The sequence below is a fragment of the Streptomyces sp. NPDC041205 genome, assembly GCF_055591765.1.
The window spans coordinates 397,459-416,179 of the sequence record NZ_JBVIZH010000007.1 but is presented as its reverse complement, the minus strand read 5'-3'; the positions used below and the strand labels follow the sequence as shown (position 1 = coordinate 416,179).

Annotated in this window: 14 protein-coding genes, 2 tRNA genes and 1 other RNA gene; 7 read left to right on the top strand and 10 right to left on the bottom strand. The window is 74.8% G+C overall.

Translation table 11 applies throughout. The annotated features are described in order from the left end of the window. Window positions 1-7 precede the first annotated feature (7 nt). From ACZ6BG_RS29555 to ACZ6BG_RS29545, 3 genes are all read left to right on the top strand, one after another. Complete coding sequence (locus tag ACZ6BG_RS29555) at window positions 8-1,288, top strand: sensor histidine kinase (RefSeq protein ID WP_469007054.1); 1,281 nt, start codon at window positions 8-10, stop codon at window positions 1,286-1,288. Beyond that, entirely contained in the window at window positions 1,285-1,896 is a 612-nt protein-coding gene (locus ACZ6BG_RS29550) for a response regulator (RefSeq protein WP_469007052.1), read from the top strand. The genes ACZ6BG_RS29555 and ACZ6BG_RS29550 overlap by 4 nt, the downstream gene beginning before the upstream one ends. A 23-nt stretch (window positions 1,897-1,919) precedes the next feature. Next, window positions 1,920-1,992, top strand: a tRNA-Gly gene (locus ACZ6BG_RS29545). 87 nt (window positions 1,993-2,079) lie between these two features. Here the strand turns inward: ACZ6BG_RS29545 and ACZ6BG_RS29540 are convergent. The 6 genes from ACZ6BG_RS29540 to ffs form a co-directional block, all read right to left on the bottom strand. Next, a complete protein-coding gene (locus ACZ6BG_RS29540; RefSeq protein WP_469007048.1) occupies window positions 2,080-2,979 on the bottom strand; it encodes a phosphoribosylaminoimidazolesuccinocarboxamide synthase in 900 nt (299 codons plus the stop codon). Between the two features lie 104 nt (window positions 2,980-3,083). Beyond that, window positions 3,084-4,592 carry a N,N-dimethylformamidase beta subunit family domain-containing protein gene (locus ACZ6BG_RS29535; protein WP_469007046.1) on the bottom strand — a complete coding sequence of 503 codons (1,509 nt, stop codon included), beginning with the start codon at window positions 4,590-4,592 and terminating at the stop codon, window positions 3,084-3,086. A 441-nt stretch (window positions 4,593-5,033) separates the two neighbouring features. Beyond that, window positions 5,034-6,896 (bottom strand): hypothetical protein, encoded by a 1,863-nt coding sequence (locus ACZ6BG_RS29530; RefSeq protein ID WP_469007220.1) that lies wholly within the window; start codon window positions 6,894-6,896, stop codon window positions 5,034-5,036. Window positions 6,897-7,426: 530 nt separating this feature from the next. Further along, window positions 7,427-8,686 (bottom strand): phosphoribosylamine--glycine ligase, encoded by a 1,260-nt coding sequence (gene purD, locus ACZ6BG_RS29525; RefSeq protein ID WP_469007042.1) that lies wholly within the window; start codon window positions 8,684-8,686, stop codon window positions 7,427-7,429. Window positions 8,687-8,795: 109 nt separating this feature from the next. Then, window positions 8,796-11,150, bottom strand: coding sequence for a DNA polymerase III subunit gamma and tau (locus ACZ6BG_RS29520; RefSeq protein ID WP_469007040.1), 2,355 nt, complete (start codon window positions 11,148-11,150; stop codon window positions 8,796-8,798). A 114-nt stretch (window positions 11,151-11,264) separates the two neighbouring features. Beyond that, window positions 11,265-11,363: signal recognition particle sRNA small type (gene ffs / locus ACZ6BG_RS29515), an RNA gene on the bottom strand. A 120-nt stretch (window positions 11,364-11,483) separates the two neighbouring features. Between ffs and ACZ6BG_RS29510 the strand changes: the two genes are divergently transcribed. From ACZ6BG_RS29510 to ACZ6BG_RS29500, 3 genes are all read left to right on the top strand, one after another. Then, window positions 11,484-11,571 (top strand) — tRNA-Ser (locus ACZ6BG_RS29510). Between the two features lie 401 nt (window positions 11,572-11,972). Beyond that, window positions 11,973-12,188 (top strand): type II toxin-antitoxin system VapB family antitoxin, encoded by a 216-nt coding sequence (locus tag ACZ6BG_RS29505; protein ID WP_023548893.1) that lies wholly within the window; start codon window positions 11,973-11,975, stop codon window positions 12,186-12,188. After that, complete coding sequence (locus ACZ6BG_RS29500; RefSeq protein WP_469007036.1) at window positions 12,185-12,607, top strand: PIN domain-containing protein; 423 nt, start codon at window positions 12,185-12,187, stop codon at window positions 12,605-12,607. Before ACZ6BG_RS29505 ends, ACZ6BG_RS29500 begins: the two co-directional genes overlap by 4 nt. 370 nt (window positions 12,608-12,977) lie before the next feature. On the opposite strand, the gene ACZ6BG_RS29495 is transcribed toward ACZ6BG_RS29500, so the two are convergent. Both ACZ6BG_RS29495 and ACZ6BG_RS29490 read right to left on the bottom strand, forming a co-directional pair. Continuing rightward, window positions 12,978-13,745 carry a GAF and ANTAR domain-containing protein gene (locus tag ACZ6BG_RS29495; RefSeq protein WP_469007033.1) on the bottom strand — a complete coding sequence of 256 codons (768 nt, stop codon included), beginning with the start codon at window positions 13,743-13,745 and terminating at the stop codon, window positions 12,978-12,980. Further along, window positions 13,742-14,614, bottom strand: coding sequence for a GAF and ANTAR domain-containing protein (locus ACZ6BG_RS29490; protein ID WP_469007031.1), 873 nt, complete (start codon window positions 14,612-14,614; stop codon window positions 13,742-13,744). Before ACZ6BG_RS29490 ends, ACZ6BG_RS29495 begins: the two co-directional genes overlap by 4 nt. Before the next feature lie 297 nt (window positions 14,615-14,911). On the opposite strand from ACZ6BG_RS29490, the gene ACZ6BG_RS29485 reads away from it, so the two are divergent. Continuing rightward, a complete protein-coding gene (locus tag ACZ6BG_RS29485) occupies window positions 14,912-15,649 on the top strand; it encodes a sensor domain-containing protein (protein WP_469007027.1) in 738 nt (245 codons plus the stop codon). A gap of 536 nt (window positions 15,650-16,185) precedes the next feature. Here ACZ6BG_RS29485 and ACZ6BG_RS29480 read toward each other — a convergent pair. Both ACZ6BG_RS29480 and ACZ6BG_RS29475 read right to left on the bottom strand, forming a co-directional pair. Then, window positions 16,186-16,767 (bottom strand): GNAT family N-acetyltransferase, encoded by a 582-nt coding sequence (locus ACZ6BG_RS29480; protein ID WP_469007025.1) that lies wholly within the window; start codon window positions 16,765-16,767, stop codon window positions 16,186-16,188. Window positions 16,768-16,847: 80 nt separating this feature from the next. Further along, window positions 16,848-18,449 (bottom strand): ABC-F family ATP-binding cassette domain-containing protein, encoded by a 1,602-nt coding sequence (locus tag ACZ6BG_RS29475; protein WP_469007022.1) that lies wholly within the window; start codon window positions 18,447-18,449, stop codon window positions 16,848-16,850. Window positions 18,450-18,721 lie beyond the last annotated feature (272 nt).

The window sequence follows — 18,721 nt, the reverse complement described above, 5'->3', positions numbered from 1 at the left end:
GGGAGCGGTGGGCAGGATCCGGGGTTGGCAACGACGCTGGCGCGGCCTGAGGAAGATCGAACAGGTCGAGCTGCAGAGCATGGTCATGTGGCACGCCGTGCCGTGGATCTTCCTCCTCAGCTGGTGCGCGCTGCCGGTGGGCCTCGGCCTGCGGCACGGGACCACCGCGCAGCTCCTGGGCTGGTCGATGATCGCGGTGGCCGCGCTCCAGTGCGCGCAGATCAACCGGGGGCTGCGCCGGGCCCTCGACCACTACCTGGGCCGCGCCCCGTTCCCGCGCCGCGACCTTGCCGTCCTGCTCGGCCTCTCCGCCGTCGGCTTCGGCCTCGCCCTCGCGCTCCAGCGCGTCGACGGCGTCGAGGGCGGCGTGATCGGCCTCAGCGCACTGTTCCTGATCACCCCGTACGCGGAGGCGCTCGGCTTCGCCCTGTCGATCCGGGGCTTCTGCCGCCATCTCGCGGTGATCGTCGCCGTCCTGGTGGCCGCCTTCGCCGCCGTCGGCGCGCGCGGCGGCGAACTGGTCGCCCTGGGCGCGCTCATCGCCGCGGGCGGCATGCTCTCGCTGCTGACCTCGCGCTGCGGGGCCTGGACGCTGTCGGTGATGTGGGAGGCGGAGCGGGCCCGCGAGACCGAGGGCCGCCTCGCCGTCGCCGAGGAACGCCTGCGCTTCGGCCGCGACCTGCACGACGTCATGGGCCGCAACCTCGCCGTCATCGCCCTCAAGAGCGAGCTCGCCGTGCAGCTCGCCCGGCGCGGAAGGGCCGAGGCGGTGGACCAGATGGTCGAGGTGCAGCGCATCGCCCAGGAGACCCAGCGGGAGATACGGGACGTCGTCCGCGGCTACCGCGAGGCCGAGCTGGGCGCCGAACTCGCCGGGGCGCAGGGCGTCCTGGAGGCCGCCGGGATCGGCTGCCGGGTGACCGGGGCGCCCGTCGGCCTGCCCCCGGCGGTGCAGGCGGCGCTCGGGTGGGTCGTGCGCGAGGGCACCACCAACGTGCTGCGGCACGGCGACGCGGAGACGTGCGCCATCACGGTTTCGGTGACGGAAGGACGTACGGAGTTGACCATCGAGAACGACGGGGCGCCCGAGGCCCCCGTCGGCAGCGGCGGGTCCGGGCTCAGGGGGCTCGGGGAACGGCTCGCGACCGTGGGCGGCACGCTGGAGCACACGTCGGAGGGCGGGCGCTTCCGGCTCACGGCGCGGGTGCCGCTGCCGGACACGGCGTTCCCGGACAAGGCGGCCGCGGCGGACGTCGCCCCGATCGCCCCGGAGGCCAAGGCCTCATGACCGCCGTACGCGTGCTGCTCGCCGACGACGAGCATCTGATCCGCGGCGCGCTCGCCGCCCTGCTCGCCCTGGAGGACGACCTCGTCGTCGTCGCCGAGGCCGCCTCCGGGCCCGAGGCGCTGGCCATGGCGCGGGCCCACCGGCCGGACGTCGCCGTGCTCGATCTGCAGATGCCGGGCGCCGACGGTGTGAGTGTCGCCACAGTCCTGCGGGACGAACTCCCCGGCTGCCGCACCATGATCGTCACCAGCCACGGCCGGCCGGGGCACCTCAAGCGGGCACTTGAAGCGGGTGTGCGGGGGTTCGTCCCGAAGACGGTCAGCGCGCAGCGCCTCGCCGAGATCATCCGTTCCGTCCATGCCGGAAACCGCTACGTGGACCAGGAGTTGGCCGCCGACGCGATCTCCGCCGGTGACTCCCCGCTGACCGCCCGCGAGGCCGAGGTGCTCGAACTCGCCGCCGACGGCGCGCCCGTGTCGGAGATCGCGGAGCGGGCCGCCCTGTCCCAGGGAACGGTCCGCAACTACCTCTCCTCGGCGGTCACCAAGATCGGTGCGGAGAACCGGCATGCGGCGGTGCGTCTCGCGCGGGAGCGAGGTTGGGTATAGTGGCTCTCGCGCTTCGGCGCAGCGCGGACGTAGCTCAGTTGGTAGAGCGCAACCTTGCCAAGGTTGAGGTCGCCAGTTCGAACCTGGTCGTCCGCTCAGCGAAAGCCCCCCGGTTCTCGGAACCGGGGGGCTTTGTCGTGTGCGGGACCGGCGGGGGCCGCGCGGGCCCCGCCGTCGGGTCCGCTACGCCCAGGAAGTCCCCGTGAGCCGCTCGTACGCCTCGATGTACTTGGCGCGCGTCGCCGCCACCACGTCCGCGGGCAGCGGCGGGGGCGGCTGCTCGCTCGCGCGGTCCCAGCCGGACGCGGACGAGGTGAGCCAGTCGCGGACGTACTGCTTGTCGAAGGAGGGCTGGGCGTGGCCCGGCTCCCACAGGTCCGCGGGCCAGAAGCGGGACGAGTCGGGGGTCAGCACCTCGTCCCCGAGCACCAGTTCGTCGCCGGCGAAGCCGAACTCGAACTTCGTGTCCGCGAGGATCAGGCCGCGATCCCTCGCGATGTCCTGCGCCCGGCCGTAGACGGCGAGGGTCGTCTGCCGCAGCTGGGCGGCCGTCTCCGCGCCGACCTGGCGGGCGACCTCCTCGTAGCTCACGTTCTCGTCGTGCTCGCCGACGGCGGCCTTCGTGGCCGGGGTGAAGATCGGCGCGGGCAGCTCCGAGCCGTCGGTCAGGCCCTCGGGCAGGGCGAGGCCGCAGACCGTGCGGGACTCCTTGTACTCGGCGAAGCCCGAGCCCGCCAGATAGCCGCGGGCGACGCACTCGACCGGCACCATCTCCAGCGCCTTGCAGACGAGGGTGCGGCCCGCCCAGTCGGCGGGGGCGCCCTGCGGCAGGTCCGTGGAGATGACGTGATTCGGCACGATGTCCGCGAGCCGGTCGAACCACCACAGCGACAGCTGGGTCAGGACCCGCCCCTTGTCGGGGATCTCGGTCGGCAGCACCCAGTCGTAGGCGGACAAGCGGTCGCTGGCGACCATCACGAGGTCGCCCGCCTCGTTCTGGTACAGCTCGCGCACCTTGCCGGTGTGCAGATGCACCAGACCCGGAACCTGGATCGGCTCGGGCTTTTCGACGAATCCGGACACGGTTCCTCCCCGTGGTTCTGTCCAAGTGCCTCGATTCTCCCGTATGCGGGAGCTGGTCTTGGCCACGGGTTGCCCGGATGGGGCGTGGTGAACGCGAACGGGCCTCAGTCGCGTTTGCAGATGCGGTCCAGGAGGTTGGCCGTGGCGCGCTGGACGCGTGGGTCGACATGGCCGGGGCGGTCCAGGGCCGGGGACCAGGCGAAGGTGCCCGACGCGAAGACGAGGGCGCCGGACGGGGCGCGGTACAGCGAGGTCTCCTGGTGGCGCACGGCGCCCTCACTGTCCGCGTACGGGGAGTGGGCGAGCAGGATGCGGTCCTGGTGCTCGGGGAGCGCGGTGCGCGGGAAGTAGCGGTCGGCCTCGCCCGCGACCAGGCCGTCGATCTCGTCGCTCTCGTGCGCGCCGGTCGCCTCCCACAGCCAGTGGTCGGCGTTGCGGACGATGAGGGGGTGCGGCTCGGGGACCCGGCCCGCGTACTGGATGCCCATCAACTGCTGCTCGGGGACGTCGACTTCGCGCCACAGCGCGGCCCTGCCGGGGCCGCGGCGTTTTCGGCAGGTCAGCAGGCGGTCCGGGACGCCGGAGGGCGAAGGGCCCAACTCGACCTGCCAGTACATGGTGTTGGCGGAGAGGAACACCAGGGACGTGCCGGACTCGCGGGCCAGCTCGGTGGTGCGGCGCATCGCCGTCGACCAGTACTCGTCGTGGCCGGGGAAGACCAGGCCCCGGTAGCGGGTGGGGTCGATGCGGCCCGCGTGCAGGTCGCGGGTGTCGGCGTACGCGAGGTCGTAGCCGTAGCGCTCGGCCCAGCGGATGAAGTCGTAGGCGTGGCCCACGTGCAGGGGCAGGCCCGCGCCCGCGTACGGCCGGTCGAAGGAGACCGTGGTCGCGGCCTCGCTCTCGCCGAGGAGCCGGCCGTAGTCGTCCCAGGCGTGGTAGAGGCTGGCGCCGGTGTGGCCGTCCTCCGGGTAGAGGTTGTACGCCTGCCAGGTGATGTCGGGCAGCAGGACGAGGAGGTCGGCCGAGGGGGTGACCGGCTCGCCGGGGCCCGGGGGGACGCTGTCACGGACGGTGAAGGGGACGTGGGAGCGGTAGCCGTCGGTGGTGGTGAGGACGGCCACGTACGCCCCGATGTTCCAGTACGACGGGATCTGCAGGCGCCAGGACAGCCACCAGTGGTGGCAGGAGACCGTGCGGTCGGCGGCCAGCGGGGCGGGCTGCACGATGCCGGAGAGGCGGGGGCTCGTCGTGATCTTGCGGGCGCCGTCGCCGCTGTAGTGGCCGATGCGGTAGATGTCCACGCTGAACTGCTGGGGCGGGTCCACGGTGATGTGGAAGTCGATCGCCTCGCCGGGGGCGGCGGCTCCGGTGCTGGTGAAGCCCTTGATCTGGCGGTGTATGTCGTCGGCTGTGCGGGGGCTGCCGGTGCGCGGGGCGGGGACCGGGCCGGTGGCGCCGGGGGTGTGGTCCACGTACCAGGGGACGACCTGGCCCGTGTCGTCGAAGTAGTGCTCGGCGCCGCGGAGCCAGGGCAGCGGGCCCTGGCCGAACGGGTCGGTCACGGCGTGGGCGAGGGCGCCCGACTCCCAGCGGCGGATCGGCTCCGGTCCCATGCGTTGTCCCCTCCCTCGCTCCCCCGGCCCGGGCGACACGGGTGGTGCGGCGGGGGTGCGCCCTTTGCTCTGCGCTGTCCCACGGGGCCGTGTCGGCTGCCTGACCCAGCACATCACATTACGCACGTGTGTCGTTACCGTTCGTCGTGAATTGATGTGAGCGCTCCCCCACCCCGCCCCTTCACCGATCCCAGGGCTCCGCCCCTGGACCCCTGGGGCGGGTGTTCCCCTTCGGGTCGGCCGGGGGCACCACCGAATCGGCGCTGCGCGCCTCGTCCTCAAACGCCGGACGGGCTGAAGACTTCGCCGGGGCGAGGATGAGGGGCGCTGCGGGGTGGGCGGTGCGGGGTGAGGGTGGAGGGGCGCTGAGTGCTGCGGGGCAGGGGGGAGGGGGCAGCGGGGGTAGGGCTGGAGGAGCGCCGCGGGGGAGGGCTGACGGGGTCAGACCAGGCGTACCGGCTTTTCGGGGCGGATGCCGAGTTCGGTGAGCCAGTGGCGGAGGGGTTCGGGGTCGCCGTCCTCGACCAGGGTGAGCACCTTGGGCGTGAGGTCGGCCGCACGCTCGCCGTGCATCAGGAGTGAGGGGCCGTCCAGCCAGTCGAGGCCCGGCGCGGCCCCCGCCGTGTCCACGGCGGCACAGCACACCATCGCCGTGACATGGTCGGCCAGCAACTCCCGCCCGGACCGGGGCGGTTGCAGCGGGAACAACGGCAGCACCCCGTCGTCCCACAGCGCCTCGTCCGGCCCCTGCCCCGCGGGCGCGGGCCGGGGCGGCGCCTCGGCCTCCTCCCGGGCCAGCTCCGCGCTGAGCCGCGCGGCCAGCTCCCCGCCCCGCCCTTCCTGCGTGTCGGCGACGTCGGCCGGATCGACGGCGGCGGCGAACCCGGCCTGGGCCAACTCGGCGTCCGTGAGCCCCGCTTCGGGCACGTCGGCGTCGATGAGGCCGGGCCCGGCCGCCGCGCGCCGCGCCATCGCCTCCGGGTCCGTCAGGTGCTCCAGGACCCGGCCGAGCGTCGGCCCCTTGGGGGCGGCCGCCGTGGGGTCGCTGGAGCGGCTGACGCCGAGGGAGTCCAGGACGCGGTGGAGGCGGGCCGCGTCCATCCGCCACTTCCGGTCGACGACCTCGTCCGGATACTCCTGCCAGGCCACCGGCGCCCAGCCGGGCCCGGGCTCGGCGGGCCCGCCGTGGAACAGGCGGGCGGCGAGCAGCGAGGCGGCCTCGTCGACCGCGCCGGGCTCCTCCAGGAGGTCGCACGCGGGCCGCTCGCCGAGCCGGGAGGCGAAGCCTTCGGCGAGGCGGTCGCGGCGGGACAGCTCGGTGAGGGCGGAGACGACGCCCGCGTCGAGCCGCGAGGGCCACCGCCCCATGCGCCAGGCGGGCAGCGCGACCCGGGTCAGCAGCCGGTCCCACCCCGCGTACGCGAGGCCGACCTGCTCCTGGGCGACGATCCGCACGCCGTAGTCCACGCTCTGGGCGCGCTCGGCCGCGGCCGCAGCGACGCCGCGCTCCATCTCCGCGGCGTGCACCCGGCAACTCCGCAGCAGCAGCCGCGCCACCTTGCCGACCCCGCCGAGGACGGTGCGCGCGAGCGGCCCGCGCCCCGGCGCCGAGGAGACGGCGACGGCGGCGTCCAGGCCGCGTACGAAACGACGGGCGGCGGCTATGTCGGGGTGCGCCGAGGGACCCGTGCCCGCGACGACCGGGGCGAGCACCGCGCGCAGCTCGCCGACGCGCATCCACCACAGGAAGGGCGAGCCGATGACGAGGACCGGGGCGGCGGGCGCGCGGCGCCGGGGCGGTCGGGCGCCCTGGATGGCCGTGCCGTGGGGCGGGGTGGCCGGGTCCGTGCGCGCGCCGTCCGGTCCGGTGCCGGGCGCGGGGGTGTCCGCCGGGGTCCCGTGCGCCCGGTGGGTGCGGTCCTCCAGCCAGCTGTCGCAGTCCGGGGTGAGCGCTATGGCCGAGGGGGCGGGGACTTCGAGGCGGTCGGCGAGATCCCGCACCAGGCGGTACAGATCGGGGGCGGAGGCCTCCGTGATCGGGACGGTCGGGCTCATGGCGGGTCTGGCCCGCGCGACGACGAGGGCGACGGCCCCGGCGCCGAGCAGCACGAGCACCGCGAGCACCGTCACGGCCCAGCGCACCGCGGCCCAACTGCCGCCGCCTATGTGCCCCATGGCCGTGGCGGCGAGCAGCACGACGGCGACGGCCGCGGGCAGCAGGGCGACGGCCAGCGCCCGGCTGCGGATGCGCAGCACGGCGAGGGCCCGTGAACGCGCGGCCCGCGCGCCCACCTCCACACCCATCCCTGACACGACCGAAGTCACCCCCTGCTGCCTACAGCTCGGCCGGCGGCCGGAGCCGACGGCGCACGTCGTTGGCGTTGCTCACTCCCCCACTGTGGCACCCGCCACCGACATCGCAATGCCGGTGGGCTGTTTGGCTGTGAGTGCCTTCAATGCCTTCGCCGCACCCTAGTTGGGGTGCCGGTCACCGTCAGCCGGATAGCCGACCGGTCACTCGATGGAATGGCTTTGGGCAAAGCTGGCCCGCTCGGCGAGGGGCCGGTGGACGGGTCGCGGGCCCGTGGGCAGGGGCCCCGGGGCCGACGTCCGCCGCGCCGACCAGGCCCGCCGCTCCGGCAAGTCGGCGGCCGTCATACGGCGGGCTCAGCGGACACCGTCCGTAACGCCGGACGGGTCTACGGACGACCGTAGACCCGTGGGGCACAGGGGCGGAGGTGACGGGGGACGGCTCGGGCCATGCGGGGTACGCGACCGGGCGCGCGGTGCCCACGGGGCAGCGCGACCGTGGGGCCGTGCGCCATCCCGCGGAGTTACGCGCCGCCGCCCCGCGCCGCCTGCTCGGCGATGTCCGTGCGGTGCTGGGAGCCGTCGAGGCGGACCCGGCCGACCGCCGCGTACGCGCGCTCGCGGGCCTGCGCGAGGTCGGCGCCCGTCGCCGTCACCGACAGCACGCGGCCGCCCGCGCTGACGACCGCGTCACCCTCGCGCCTGGTCCCCGCGTGCAGGACGTACGCGTCCGGGGCGTCCTGGTCCGCGACGTCGGCGAGGCCTTCGATGGGGTCGCCGGTGCGCGGCGTACCGGGGTAGTTGTGCGAGGCGATGACGACGGTGACGGCCGCGTCGTCGCTCCAGCGCAGCGGCGGCAGGTCGGCGAGGGTGCCGGTCGCGGCGGCGAGCAGGAGGCCCGCGAGCGGGGTCCTGAGGCGGGCGAGGACGACCTGGGTCTCGGGGTCGCCGAAGCGGGCGTTGAACTCGATGACGCGGATGCCACGGCTGGTGATGGCGAGCCCGGCGTACAGCAGCCCGGAGAAGGGGGTGCCGCGGCGGCGCAGTTCGTCGACGGTCGGCTGGAGCACCGTCTCCTGGACCTCGTCGACGAGCTTCGGGTCGGCCCACGGCAGCGGCGAATAGGCGCCCATGCCGCCGGTGTTGGGGCCCTCGTCGCCGTCGAGGGCGCGCTTGAAGTCCTGGGCGGGGCGCAGCGGCACGACGGTCTCGCCGTCGGTGACGGCGAAGAGGGAGACCTCCGGGCCGTCGAGGAACTCCTCGATGACGACGCGTCCGCAGGCGAGGGCGTGCTCCCTGGCCTGCTCGATGTCGCCGGTGACGACGACGCCCTTGCCCGCGGCGAGGCCGTCGTCCTTGACGACGTACGGGGCGCCGAAGGCGTCGAGGGCCTCGTCCACCTCTTCGGGGGTGGTGCAGACGTAGCTGCGCGCCGTGGGTACGCCCGCGCCCGCCATCACGTCCTTGGCGAAGGCCTTGGAGCCCTCGAGCCGGGCGGCCTCCTTGGACGGCCCGAAGCACGGGATGCCCGCTTCGCGCACGGCGTCGGCGACCCCGGCGACGAGCGGCGCCTCCGGTCCGACGATCACCAGCGCGGCGCCGAGCTTCGTGGCGAGCCCGGCCACGGCGGCGCCGTCGAGGGCGTCGACCGGGTGCAGCTCGGCCACGTCCGCGATCCCGGCGTTGCCAGGAGCGCAGTGCAGGGCGGTGACCGCGGGGTCGAGGGACAGGGAGCGGCACAGGGCGTGTTCGCGGGCACCGCTGCCGATGACGAGGACCTTCACGGGGGTCAGCCTAGCCCGGCGGACGGAGTGCCTTTGTTCGGGCGTCTGAGGCGGGGCGCTCCCGAGGCTTGTGGGTTTCTCCAGGTGAGGCGGGCGGAGCTGGGGGTTCCTACTCGTTCGTGTACTCCTCGACCACCGTCGCGCCCAGCTCCCTGACGATCAGCTCGTGGCCGGACAGGGCCGAGTCGACCAGGTCCGGGTCGTCGTCCTCGGGGATGTCGTCCTCGGGGGCGACGTGCTCCGGGGCTCTGGACGGCGGAGCCTGGGCGGGCGCCGCCGAAGGGCGCGACTGGCCCTGCTGGGGGGCCGGGGGCGCGGACGACGGCTGGGCGGGGCCCGGCTGCTGCGGCGCCGGGGACGGGGCGGGGGCCTGCGGCGGCGCGGGCTGCTGGGGCGCGGGGCGGGAGGCCACCGGGGCGCCGCCGAAGCCGCTCGCGGCGGGCGGCGGTGCCGAGCCGCCCGACGGGTCGACGATCGCCTCGACCTTCCACTGCACCCCGAACTGCTCCGTCAGCGCCTGCCGCAGCACGTCCTCGCTGCCGCTGGACGCGAAGTTGTCCCGGGCGCCGGCGTTCACGAAGCCGAGCTGGAGCGTGGTGCCGTCGAACCCGGCCACCTGGGCGTTCTGGCTGAGCAGGATCCAGGTGAAGCGGCGGCGGTTCTTGACCGCGTCGAGGATGTTCGGCCAGAGGGAGCGGGGGTCGGGGCCACCGCCCGTGTACGCGGCGGCGGGGGTGGCCGGGGCCGACTGGGCGACGGGGGCCGGAGCCGGGTGCGGGGTCTGGGCCTGGGCCGGGGGTGCGGCGGGCGGCTGCGCGGGGCCGCCGCCCGCGGGGGCCGCCGTCGGCCAGCCGCCCGGGCGGTTCGCCGCGGGGGCCGCGGGGGCGGGCCCAGCGGCCGGGGCACCGGGAGCGCCGCCGCTCGGGGTCGGGGCTCCGCTGCCCGGGGTGGAGGCCGTGGGCCAGCTTCCGGGGCGGGTGGCCGCGGGAGCGGAGGCGGGGGGGTCGGCGGGGGCCGTGGGGGCGGGCGGGGTGGTGGGTGCGGCCGGGGCGGGGGGCTGGGGGGACGGGGGAGCCTCGGGGGCGGGAGCAGGTGCGGCCGGGGCAGCGGCGGGCACGCCCCCGGCCTCAGCACCGCCACCGGCACCCCGTACAGCCGCACGAGCCGCCGCGGCGCCACCCCCGGGCGGGACGTCCGGCCCCGGCGGCGGCACCGCGACACCCGGCTGCCGCGCCGCGGCGTGGGCCTCCGGACCGGGCACGTACCCCATGGCGGGAGCGCCGGCGGGACCCGCGGCCATGAAGTTGCCGCCGCGCTCGAGGCGGTCGAGGCGGGCCATCACGGAGCGCTCGTCGTCGTACGCGGCGGGGAGCAGCACGCGCGCGCAGATCAGTTCCAGCTGGAGGCGCGGCGAGGTGGCTCCCCGCATCTCGGTGAGGCCCTCGTTGACGAGGTCGGCGGCGCGGCTCAGCTCGGCGCCGCCGAACACCCCGGCCTGGGCCTGCATGCGCTCCACCACGTCGCTGGGGGCGTCGATGAGGCCCTTCTCGGCGGCGTCGGGCACGGCGGCGAGGATCACCAGGTCCCGCAGCCGCTCGAGCAGGTCGGCGACGAAGCGCCGCGGGTCGTTGCCGCCCTCGATGACGCGGTCCACGACCTCGAAGGCGGCGGCGCCGTCACCGGAGGCGAAGGCCTCGACCACGGAGTCGAGGAGCGAACCGTCCGTGTACCCGAGCAGACCCGTCGCCATGGCATACGTCACACCGTCCTCGCGGGCGCCCGCGAGGAGCTGGTCCATGACGGACATGGAGTCACGCACGGACCCGGCACCGGCGCGCACGACGAGCGGCAGGACGCCGTCCTCGATGGCCATGCCCTCGCGCCCGCAGACCTCGGCGAGATAGTCGCGCAGGGTGCCCGGGGGGACGAGCCGGAACGGATAGTGGTGCGTACGCGACCGGATGGTGCCGATGACCTTCTCGGGCTCCGTCGTCGCGAAGATGAACTTGAGGTGCTCCGGCGGCTCTTCGACGACCTTCAGGAGGGCGTTGAAGCCCGCCGACGTGACCATGTGGGCCTCGTCGATGATGTAGATCTTGTACCGGCTGGAGGCCGGGCCGAAGAAGGCCTTCTCGCGCAGGTCGCGGGCGTCGTCCACACCACCGTGGGACGCGGCGTCGATCTCGATGACGTCGATGGACCCGGGCCCGTTCCGCGCGAGGTCGCGGCAGGACTGGCACTCGCCGCACGGGGTGGGAGTGGGACCTTGCTCACAGTTCAGACACCGGGCGAGGATGCGCGCGCTCGTCGTCTTGCCGCAGCCGCGCGGGCCACTGAACAGGTACGCGTGATTGACCCGGTTGTTGCGCAGCGCCTGCTGCAGCGGGTCGGTTACATGCTCCTGCCCGATGACCTCGGCGAACGACTCCGGGCGATAACGGCGGTACAGCGCGAGAGACGACACGTATACGAGGTTATAGGCGCCCACTGACAACCCGGACCGCCCCGGACGAAGCCCCCGCCCCCACCGGACGAAGCCCCCGCCCCCACCGGCCCCACCGCGCGCCCCGCCCCCGGAACGCAAAGCGCCCCCCACGCACCCGCCAGAGCCGACCTACCCTTGCTGCCTTCCGGCCCTGGGGGAGTTCAGTCAGATAGCGCCGCGTGAGGGGCTGTCCCCCACCCTAGCCGATCCCGGGGGGTGCGAACGAGCCCGCTCCCCCGGCAGGAACGCGCCAGGTCCCCCCGACCGGAACGCGTTCGCGAGCACTCCTCCGCGTCTTGTATTGTTTGCGGCGGAGGATTCGCCTAGAGGCCTAGGGCGCACGCTTGGAAAGCGTGTTGGGGGCAACCCCTCACGAGTTCGAATCTCGTATCCTCCGCCAGTGCCTCACCGGGCACGATGTCGAAGGGCCCCACCGTTCGCGGTGGGGCCCTTCTTCGGTTCCGTCGGCCTCCACCGTGACTCGGTTCTCATCAGCAGCGCCGCACCCCTCCAGGACCTTCAAAACCGCGGCGGGTGGCGAGCGCCAGCGGGGAGGCGCCTGTGGCCCGTCCCGATCGACGGCCCACCGGCCTGCGCCAGCCAGGACCCACTCTTCGTTGCCCTGCGCCCCTCAGCGCCGTTTGCTCCACCTGCACCAAGCGGAACGCGTCCTCACGCTCTACCGCAACCGCCGCGTGACGCCCGCGTGGGACCCGGCGGCCAGGCCAGGATGCCGACGGCACCCCACAAGGCACCTTGCGAGATATACTTGCATCCATAGTTGATATCAAGGGGGTGCACATGAGTCGTACGGTAATCGACCTAGACGACGACCTGGTCGCAGACGTGGCGAAGGCCCTCGGGACGAGCACCAAGAAGGAGACCGTCAACACCGCTCTTCGTGAGGTGTTGGAGAGCCGGCGCCGCGCCCTGGCTCTCGCCCGGCTGCGGGCTGCCGCGGGCGACGGCGCATTTGATCTGGAGCTGTTCGAGAACAAGGAGAACTACCGCCGGTGAACGCGGCCCAGTTCCTGATCGACACCAGCGCGCTCGCGCGGTTCATGCGCGGGGACGCAGAGCAGTACGGCTGGGACCAGGCCGCTGCGGCCGGACTCATCGCGACCTGCCCAATCACCGAGCTCGAGTTCTTCTACAGCGCCCGGTCGGCCGCCGACCGGGCGCGCGGCATCGAGGACATGCGGCTGATCTTCGGCTGGGTTCCCGTCGACGACCGTGCCTACGACCGCGCCTGGCAGGTCCAGGAAGCCCTCACCAAGCAGGGGAAACACCGAAGCGCCGGAGCGGTCGACCTTGTCGTCGCCGCGACCGCTGAGCTGCAAGGGCTCACCCTGCTCCATCGCGATCACGACTTCGAGCGCATCGCCGCAGTGACCGGACAGGCCCTCCAGTGGTACGGCCCGGAGCACGGCAAGTAGGTCAGCAGCGGTTGCAGTTCTGGTCGCGTTCACCGCCGTACAACATCGTTCAGAAGCCTCAACCGTGTCGACCGCACCGCAGATCAGAACGTTCCGGTACGCCCCAGAACCCGCAGACGAAGACTTGGAAAGCGTGTTGGGGGGCAACCCCTCACCAGTTCGCCCTCGCAGCGGGGCCTTCGACGTTGGTACGAAGGCCGCCTCCCGTAGGGGGCGGATTCAGCGGGCGGCCGGGGCCTCCACGCGGTTCGCGTCGGCCGTGGCTGCGCGTGCGGGGGCCGTGGTCGTGCGGGAGCGGGTGCGGAGGCCGAGGGCGCCGACGTTCAGCCGGTCCGCCGTCAGCGCGCCTCACCGTCAGCGCGCCTCGCCGTCAGCCCGCCCCACCATCAGTGCGCGCCCCGCGGCCGGTCCACCCGGCGAGGACGGTCTGCGGAGCGAGGGTGCGGCGGATGAGGGCGCGCGCGACGTGCGCGGGGCTGTCGCCGTCGTGGTGGCTGTAGGCGTGCAGGGCGCGGCGGGCGTCCGTCGGGTGCAGGCGGCCGTACTCGGCGAGCATGCCGGTGGCCGTCTCGACGGCGGCCTGGGCGGCGATGGCGGACTGGACGTGGGTGAGGACGTCGGAGGGGCGGGCCCGCTCCGGGGTCCAGTGGATCAGCGCGACGGCGGCGACGTCGGCGAGCGCCTGCGCCAGCTTCAGGTCGGCCGGGAGCAGGCCGCCGGGCGCGGCGCGGAAGAGGCCCACGGCGCCGATGGTCCGGTGGTTGACGCGCAGCGGCAGCGCCTGCGCCGACCGGAGACCGGCGCGCACCGCGAGCGGCACGACGCGCGGCCAGCGCGCACCGCTGCCCGCCAGGTCGGGTACGTCGACGGGGCTCCCCGCGCGGTAGCAGTCCAGGCAGGGGCCCTCCGTGGTCTGTGGCCGGAACAGGTCCACGACGGCGGCCCGTTCGTCGGAGACGGCCATGGTGCGCAGGTCGCCGCGGAGCGTGGCCACCATGACGCCGACCACGTCGGCGCCGACGATGTCGACGCAGTGTCCGGCCAGGCGGTGCAGCAGGACGACCGGGTCGAAGTCGTCGGCGAGGGTGTTGGCAAGGCCCACGAACGCCTCGGCGAGCTGCTGTTCGCGGTTCGTCACCGTTCGCTGTCTCCTTCGCGGTCGCCATGGCGCCCATGGTCCTGATCGGGGCTGTCGTCGTGGTCGGCCGGTGTCCCCTCCGCGTCGGGGAAGCGGAAGGTGCGGGCGACGACGTCGCGGGCCACTTCGCTCACCGTCCTGCCCTGCGCGAAGGCGCGGGCTCTGAGCCGGTCAAGGGCCTGGTCCGGATCGACGCCCAACTGCACCATCACCATGCCGACGGCCTGATGGACCTCGACATGGTCGGCTTCGGCGGCCTCCACCCACGACGCTACTCCGCCGTCGTCCTGATCGAACCCGTTCCCGGTACCGGCCTGGAGGTTGGCGACGGCGAAGGTGACGGCGTCGCGGACCAGCAGGGCGATCCTCAGGTCCCGCTCGGAGAGGACGCCGGGGCGGTCACGGTAGAGGTCGAGGGTGCCGATCGCCAGCGCGCCGGTGCCCAGCGGCAGCGAGAACACCGCTCGCCCGCCCAGTTCCACGGCCTGTTGGGCGAACACCGGCCAGCGCCGGGCGTCGGGCCCGCCGGTGAGGTCCGCGGCGAGCACCGGCGCCCCCAGCAGCTGCGCGCGTCGGCTCGGGCCGTCCCCGAGGGTGTACTGCGCCTCGGCGAGCCCGGCCGCGACGGCGTCGCTCGCGCACAGCGTCACGCTGACGCCGCAGTCCCCGCTGAGGGAACCGAGGTGGCCGAGGGAGACGGACGCGCCCGTGACCGGCAGCAGCTCGACGCACGCCCGGCACAGCGCCTCCGGCACCTGGTCGACGTCCACCGTCGCCGCGGCGACGGACAGGACGTCGGTGATCCGCTGCCGCTCGCCCTGCTCCGGCCGGACGAGTTCCTCGTCCTCCCCGCGATTCTCGGGCCGCATCGCCGTCACCTCCGCCTGGCCCCACGGCCGGGCCGACATGATCCCCCAGTATCCCGCAGCCGGGCCCGTCGCGAGAGATGTCCGGGCGGAGACCGTCGGCGGTGGCGGGCGCTTCAACGAATTCCGGCCGCGGCGGTCCGGGGCGCCCGCGGCCGGAGGGGCGGGGCGAAGAGGGGGGCTGGGTACACCCCCGGACACCGTCTCCCCCCATACCCCGGCAGCCGCACCCGCAGCAGAGTGGGGATGTCAGCACGGTACGTCCCCTGCCGGGCGAACAGACGAATACGAGGCCCTCCGATGACCATCGACACGCTCCCCTACGCCCCCGCTCCGACCCCGTCCGCGGCCCCCGCCCCGGCCCCGGTCCCGGTCCGGGAGCGCGTCCCCTCCCCGCGCCCCGGCTTCTGGCGCGCCCCCTTCGCCGCCGTCACCTTCCGCGAGTTCGGGTACACGCTCGTCTCGCTGCCGATCGCCGTCGCCGGGTTCGTCTTCGCCGTCACGCTGTTCTCGCTGGGCGCGGGGCTCGCCGTCACGCTGCTCGGGCTGCCCGTGTTCGCGGTGATGCTGACCGGGGCGCGCGGGTTCGGCGCGGTCGAGCGGCGGCGGGCGCGGGAGCAGCTCGGGGTCGAGGTGGCGGAGCCCGCGGCCGTGCGGGCGGGCGACGGCGGGGCCTGGTCGGGGGTGCGGGCCCGGATCGGGGACGGGGCGGGGTGGCGGGCCCTGGTGTTCCAGGTCGTCATGTTCCCGTGGCGGGTGACGAGCTTCGTGGTGGCGCTGACGCTGTGGGTGACCGGCTGGGCCGTCGCGCTGTTCCCGGCGTACTCCTGGGTGTTCGCGCGCTACACCGACTGGCCGGGGTACCGCCTCTTCGACTACACGTCCGGCGGCGAGCACCACGCGTACTACATCGAGTCGCCCTGGCAGGTCGCCGGCGTCGGCGCCTTCGGCTGGCTGCTGGTGCTGCTCACCCCGCTGGTCCTGCGCGCTCTCACCGGCGTGGACCGGGCCGCGGTGCGGTCGCTGCTCGGCAGGTGAGCCTCCGGGCGGGCCCCGCCCGGCCGCGTGCCTCCTGCCTGCGAACGCCCCGCCCGGGCATGCCCGACCCGGGTGAGCCCCACTCCCACCAGCACCGCCCCCATCTCGGCGAACACCCGTACGCCGGTCTCCTCCCCCGGGACCAGCGCGCCCAGGCCGACCGAGACGACCGGGAGCAGACAGCCGACCGTGGCCGCCGCGGTCGGCCCCTCGTCGGCAGGGGTTCGTGGCCGCCGGGGTCGGCGTCGCCCTGGTGCCGGAGATGGGCCTGGTCACGGCGCCGGGCACGGACGAAGGGCGTCCCGGTGGGTCGTGCGCGAGGTCACCGATCCCGAGCCGGTGCGGTCCATCTGGGCGGCGGTACGGGCGACGGCTCCTCAAGGGCCGGTGCTGCGGGCGTTCTTGGGGGCGCGGCGGGACGCGGCGGGCGAGGCGGGTAGGGCGGATGGGGCGGATGGGGCGGACACGTGGGTGGAGGCGGGTAGGGCGGGCGCGGCGGCGGAGGCTGGTCGGGCGGACGAGGCGGGTGGTACCGCCTACACCGACTCCGGCCTCGGCACCGCGCCCGGCGCCACCCCCGGCCCCGCGTAGCACCGCACCCGTACCCTCTGCTCCTCGCTCCACCGCTGCTCACCGACCCCGAGCAGTTCCCACCCCGCCCGCTCGTACAGCGCCACGGCCCCCCTGTCCGTGGCCACCACGTCGAGCACCGGCCACAGCCCCCGCTCCCGCGCCGCCCCCGCCACCCGGTCGAGGAGCACCGCGCCGATCCCCCGCCCCCGCGCCGCCGGCCCCACGAACAACCGGCTGACCACGGCCGTCGAGCCGTCCCGCGCGCCCCACATCCCGGGCGCCACGTCGTCCGCGCCCGGTCCGCAGAGCACGACGTGCCCGACGACGGCCCCGTCGGCCTCGGCCACCCAGGCCCCCAGCAGGCCCGACGGCGACAGCCAACCGGCGGGGTCGGCGGGCCAGTTGGTGGGATAGCCGTCGCCTGCGTGCACGTCGGCGAGCACGCGCACGCAGGCGTCGAGGTCGGCGGGGACCCGCCCTCGTACGAGGACCCGTCCCCGTACGAGAGGATCCATGGCTTCGGCACCCGCGCGTCGGTCGCTCATCCGGGCATGGAAACACACGCGCCACGCGCCCGGCGCGCGGGTTTCCCCCGCCCTTCGGCCCCTGGACGCAGGGCGCCGCTTCAGGCGAGGGACACCAGCTCCCGGTACTCCGTGCTCCACAGGTCCTCGGTGCCGTCGGGCAGGACGAGGACCCGGTCGGGGCGCAGGGCGTCGAGCGCGCCCTCGTCGTGGGTGACCATCACGATCGCTCCGGGGTACGTGCCCACGGCGGCGAGGACCTCGTCGCGGGAGGCGGGGTCGAGGTTGTTGGTGGGCTCGTCCAGGAGCAGCACGTTGGCGCCGGAGTGCACGAGTCCGGCCAGGGCGAGGCGGGTCTTCTCGCCGCCGGAGAGCACCTTGGCGGGCTTGTCCGCGTCGTCGCCGCCGAACAGGAACGACCCGAGCACCCGCCGCACCTCGCCGTCGGTCAGGCCGGGCGCGGCCGCCGCGAGGTTCTCCCGTACGGTCGACTCCCCGTCCAGGGTGTCGTGTTCCTGCCCGAAGTACCCGATCCGCAGCCCGTGCCCGCGCACGACCCGGCCCGCGTCCGGCGTCTCGCGCCCGGCGAGGAGGCGCAGGAGCGTCGTCTTCCCGGCCCCGTTGAAGCCGAGCACGACCAGGCGGCTGCCCCGGTCCACGGCGAGGTCCACGCCGTGCAGCACCTTCAGGGTCCCGTACGACTTCTCCAGGCTGACGGCGCCGAGGGGCATGCGGCCGCAGGGCGCGGGTTCGGGGAGCCGGATGCGGGCGACCTTCTCGCCGCGCCGCGCGGGTTCGGTGCCCGCGAGCAGCCGGTCGGCGCGGCGCGCCATGTTCTTCGCGGCGGTCGCGGTGGCGACGTGGGCGCGCATCCGGTCGGCCTGGGTGCGCAGGGCGGTGGCCTTCCGCTCGGCGTTGGCGCGCTCCCGGGTGCGGCGGCGCTCGTCGGCGGCGCGCTGGGCGAGGTAGGCGGGCCAGGTGGTGTTGTGGACGTCGAGGGCGGCGCGGCCGGGGTCGAGGTGGAAGACGCGGTTGACGACGTCGGCGAGCAGCGTCAGGTCGTGGCTGACCAGGACGACACCGCCCGGGTACACGCGCAGGAACGCCCGCAGCCACTCCACCGAGTCCCGGTCGAGGTGGTTGGTGGGCTCGTCGAGCAGCAGGGTGTCGGGGCGCGCGAACAGCATCCGGGCGAGTTCGACCCGCCGCCGCTGCCCGCCCGACAGCTCGCCCACGGCCTGCCCGAGGACCCGCTCGGGCAGGCCGAGCCCGGCCGCGACCCGGGCGGCCTCGGCCTCGGCCCCATAGCCGCCGCGGGCCTGGAAGGCGTCGTCGGCGCGGGCGTAGGCGGCGAGCGCGGCCCGCCCGTCGGCGCTGTCGGCGCCGCGGGCCAGGGCGGCCTCGGCGGCCCGGAGCGCGCGCACCGCCTCGTCGAGGCCGCGCGCGGACAGGATCCGGTCGGTGACGGTGGCCGCGGGGTCGGCGGCGGCCGGGTCCTGGGCGAGGTGGCCGAGGGAGCCGGTGCGGGTGATCGTGCCGGTGGCGCTCGGGGCCGGTCCGGCGAGGGTCTTCAGGAGGGTGGACTTGCCCGCTCCGTTACGGCCGACCAGGCCGACGCGGTCGCCGGGGCCCACGTGGAAGGAGATGCCGGACAGCAAGGTCCGGGCGCCGACGCGCAGGTCGACGTCACGTACAGAAAGCATGGGGAAACGCTCCGCGATAGCGAAAGGACACACGGGTGACGTGAAGGCGTGTGTCCTGGCTAGGAGATGCGGGGCGTAGACATGCCTCCCAGGCTAGGCGGCGGCCCGCGGCGCCCGCACCCGCTTTTCCGGGCGCCGTCGCCGGTGCTCCCGCACCCGCTTTTCCGAGCGCCGTCGCCGGTGCTCCCGCCGGTCCCCTCCGGCGCCGCCCGCCCCAGGTGCCCCCACCAGTCCACTCCGGCGCCCCCGCGCCCGCCCGCGCCCCGCCCTGC